Annotated in this window: 3 protein-coding genes and 1 pseudogene; 1 reads left to right on the top strand and 3 read right to left on the bottom strand. The window is 40.2% G+C overall.

The features are described 5' to 3' along the window. Positions 1–156 precede the first annotated feature (156 nt). Positions 157–1,182 carry an S-methyl-5-thioribose-1-phosphate isomerase gene (gene mtnA / locus H5072_RS16555; protein ID WP_182694155.1) on the top strand — a complete coding sequence of 342 codons (1,026 nt, stop codon included), beginning with the start codon at positions 157–159 and terminating at the stop codon, positions 1,180–1,182. 62 nt (positions 1,183–1,244) lie between these two features. Here mtnA and H5072_RS16560 read toward each other — a convergent pair whose 3' ends face one another. The 3 genes and pseudogenes from H5072_RS16560 to H5072_RS21300 all read right to left on the bottom strand — a co-directional run. Further along, entirely contained in the window at positions 1,245–1,787 is a 543-nt protein-coding gene (locus tag H5072_RS16560; protein ID WP_024597069.1) for an acireductone dioxygenase, read from the bottom strand. Then, positions 1,784–2,470, bottom strand: a complete 687-nt coding sequence (gene mtnC, locus H5072_RS16565; protein WP_182694156.1) for an acireductone synthase — start codon at positions 2,468–2,470, stop codon at positions 1,784–1,786. The genes H5072_RS16560 and mtnC overlap by 4 nt, the downstream gene beginning before the upstream one ends. Continuing rightward, positions 2,467–2,577: pseudogene (locus tag H5072_RS21300) on the bottom strand (methylthioribulose-1-phosphate dehydratase); the annotation flags it as partial. The gene mtnC and the pseudogene H5072_RS21300, both read right to left, overlap by 4 nt.

Genomic DNA, 2,577 nt, shown 5'->3' on the forward strand with positions numbered 1-2,577 from the left:
TGCATTAAAAGCAACATAGTTAGTCATGGTTTAAATCTCAAAAATCAGCTTTTAAGCATTCTATACTTTTAAATGTTTAGATGTCTACAAGTCTAACTTGAGAGTTATTCAAAGTGGTGTAAAATAACGTTACGCATTTTTAATACCTTAAGCATTATGCAAAACTTAATCGCAAGCAGTTTAAAATATGAAAACGGGTCGCTTAGTGTGCTCGACCAATATTTACTACCTCACCAGCAGGTATGGCATCAGTGCCATGATGTAGAAACCATGAAAGAGCTGATCATTAACTTAAAAGTGCGTGGAGCCCCACTAATTGGCTTAGGCGCGAGCTTGTTAGTGGCGTATTTAGCTGAGCAAGGGGTAGTGAAAAGTGAGCTTGAAAAAGCAATCAATGAACTAGAAGCCACTCGTCCAACGGCGGTTAATTTAATGCATTGTATGGCGGCATTGCGAAAAGCTTTAACGCAAAGCGATTATGTTGCCGGTATTGTTAGTACTGCTGAGCGGTTGTTTATTGAAGATATTGAGCTGTGTGAACGAATGGCAAATCGTGGTGCCGAGCTTATAAATAGTGGCGACAACATATTAACTCATTGTAATACAGGGGCGCTTGCAACCGCTGGTATTGGTACTGCACTAGGTGTTATTTACAAAGCGCAGCAAAAATATGGCAACGTACATGTGTGGGTTGATGAAACACGACCATTATTACAAGGCGGTCGCTTAACTGCCTTTGAGCTTGAGCGCTGGAAAATTCCGTACACATTAATTTGCGATAATATGGCGGCAAGTTTAATGGCTGCAGGTAAGGTGGATAAAATAGTAGTAGGGGCTGATCGTATTGCTGCCAATGGTGATTTTGCTAATAAAGTGGGCACCTATAATTTAGCCGTACTTGCGTATTTTCATAACATTCCATTTTATGTCGTTGCGCCTATTACCACGCTTGATACCAACACCGCTTGTGGTAATGATATAGAAATAGAGCAACGTAATCCTCAAGAAGTGCGCGGAGTTAGCGGTAGCTTTGGCGAGGCTTTATGGGCGCCCATCAATGCTAATGTATATAACCCTGCATTTGATATAACGCCGGCAAAACTGGTTACAGGGTGGGTGTTAGATACAGGTGTTTATAACCAAAGTCAGGTTAAAAATGGCGATCTCATAAAGCTTAAGTAGCTTCGCGATGTTTTGGTCCACGTTATGTTTATCAGTGTGGACCAAGGTTTTGAATGGCTAACTTACGATAATAACGGAAATTGCTCTGCAATAGACGAGGCAGTGCTTTTTGCCACCCAGCCTTCTGTATTGTTAAATAAGCGAATGGCAGTAAACTCAGGGTCGCTTCCCATATCAAACCAATGCGGGGTAAGTTCAGGCACTGAAATTAAATCGCCTTGTTGGCAAAGTACCTGGTAAACCTTATTGCCTAAATGCAGGCAAAATAGCCCTTGGCCTTTTACAAAAAAACGCACTTCGTCTTCACTATGAGTATGTTCAAATAAAAACTTTTTGCGCAGCTCTGATGCGCCAAGATTACCTTTAGCTAGAGATATAACGTCTACTGTTTGATAGCCATTTTCGGTTTTTAACCGATCTATATCGTTTTTGTACGCACTAATAATTTGCTCGTGGGTGGTGTGCTCATTAATATTTGCATTTGCTTGCCATTGTTCAAAACGTACGTTTACTTTAGCTAGTTGCTTTGTAATATCATCAGCATTTGATGTGCTTACAAGTGCTTTGCTTGCATCGTTGTCAGCATATATTGTTAATTGACTCATACTAATTGCTCCAATTTAAATTGGCTAAAGTCATTAATATAAGGGTGTGCTTTAGTGCTTGCTTGCCCATCACGAATTAAATGTAGTGTTTTTAAGCCTGCAGCTTGCGCGGCATCAAGCTCGCCGGCTACATCACTTAAAAAGAGTATTTCTGCTGCTTTAAACGGTAACAGCTCAACAATGGTGTTATAGGCTATTTGCTCTTGTTTTGCGCCAACTTTGGTGTCAAAAAAGTCAGTAAACAAGCTGCGAATGTCACCATAATCACTGTATTTAAAAAGTAGCTGCTGCGCTTTTACTGACCCTGACGAGTACACATATAAAGCTATATCGTTGTTGTACTGAGCTTGTAAAAAATCAAATGCATCTGGGTATAAATGACCCTTAAAATCACCGTGTTCATACCCTGTTTGCCAAATTAAGCCTTGTAACTGTTTAAGTGGAGTGATTTTTTTATCTTCATCAATCCAGGTAAGTAAAGTGCTAATGACCTCTTCAATATCGGCGTTTGGCTTTTCGATAAGGGCTTTTACGGCACTAATTTGCTCAGCTACATCTGGCTTATTAGCATTGGCACGTACAAAGGTAGGTAACTGTTTTGCTGCGTAAGGAAACAACACCTCTTTAACAAACGAGATACGGGTTATTGTGCCTTCGATGTCGGTTAAAATGGCTTTAATCATTTTGTTACTCCCGCTTGAATACCTATTATTTTTAGGCGCTCTAGTTCGCAGCTAAATAAAAACTCTAAGGCTTCTAGGTGGCGACGAACTTCATCAATATTACGTCC

It is taken from the genome of Pseudoalteromonas sp. SR45-5, assembly GCF_014163565.1.
Lineage (GTDB): Bacteria > Pseudomonadota > Gammaproteobacteria > Enterobacterales > Alteromonadaceae > Pseudoalteromonas > Pseudoalteromonas distincta.

Bases quoted from the DNA above. Each gene is read 5' to 3' on its own strand.
- mtnA (WP_182694155.1), top strand. From the start codon at position 157: ATGCAAAACTTAATCGCAAGCAGTTTAAAATATGAAAACGGGTCGCTT.
- H5072_RS16560 (WP_024597069.1), bottom strand. From the start codon at position 1,787: ATGAGTCAATTAACAATATATGCTGACAACGATGCAAGCAAAGCACTT.
- mtnC (WP_182694156.1), bottom strand. From the start codon at position 2,470: ATGATTAAAGCCATTTTAACCGACATCGAAGGCACAATAACCCGTATC.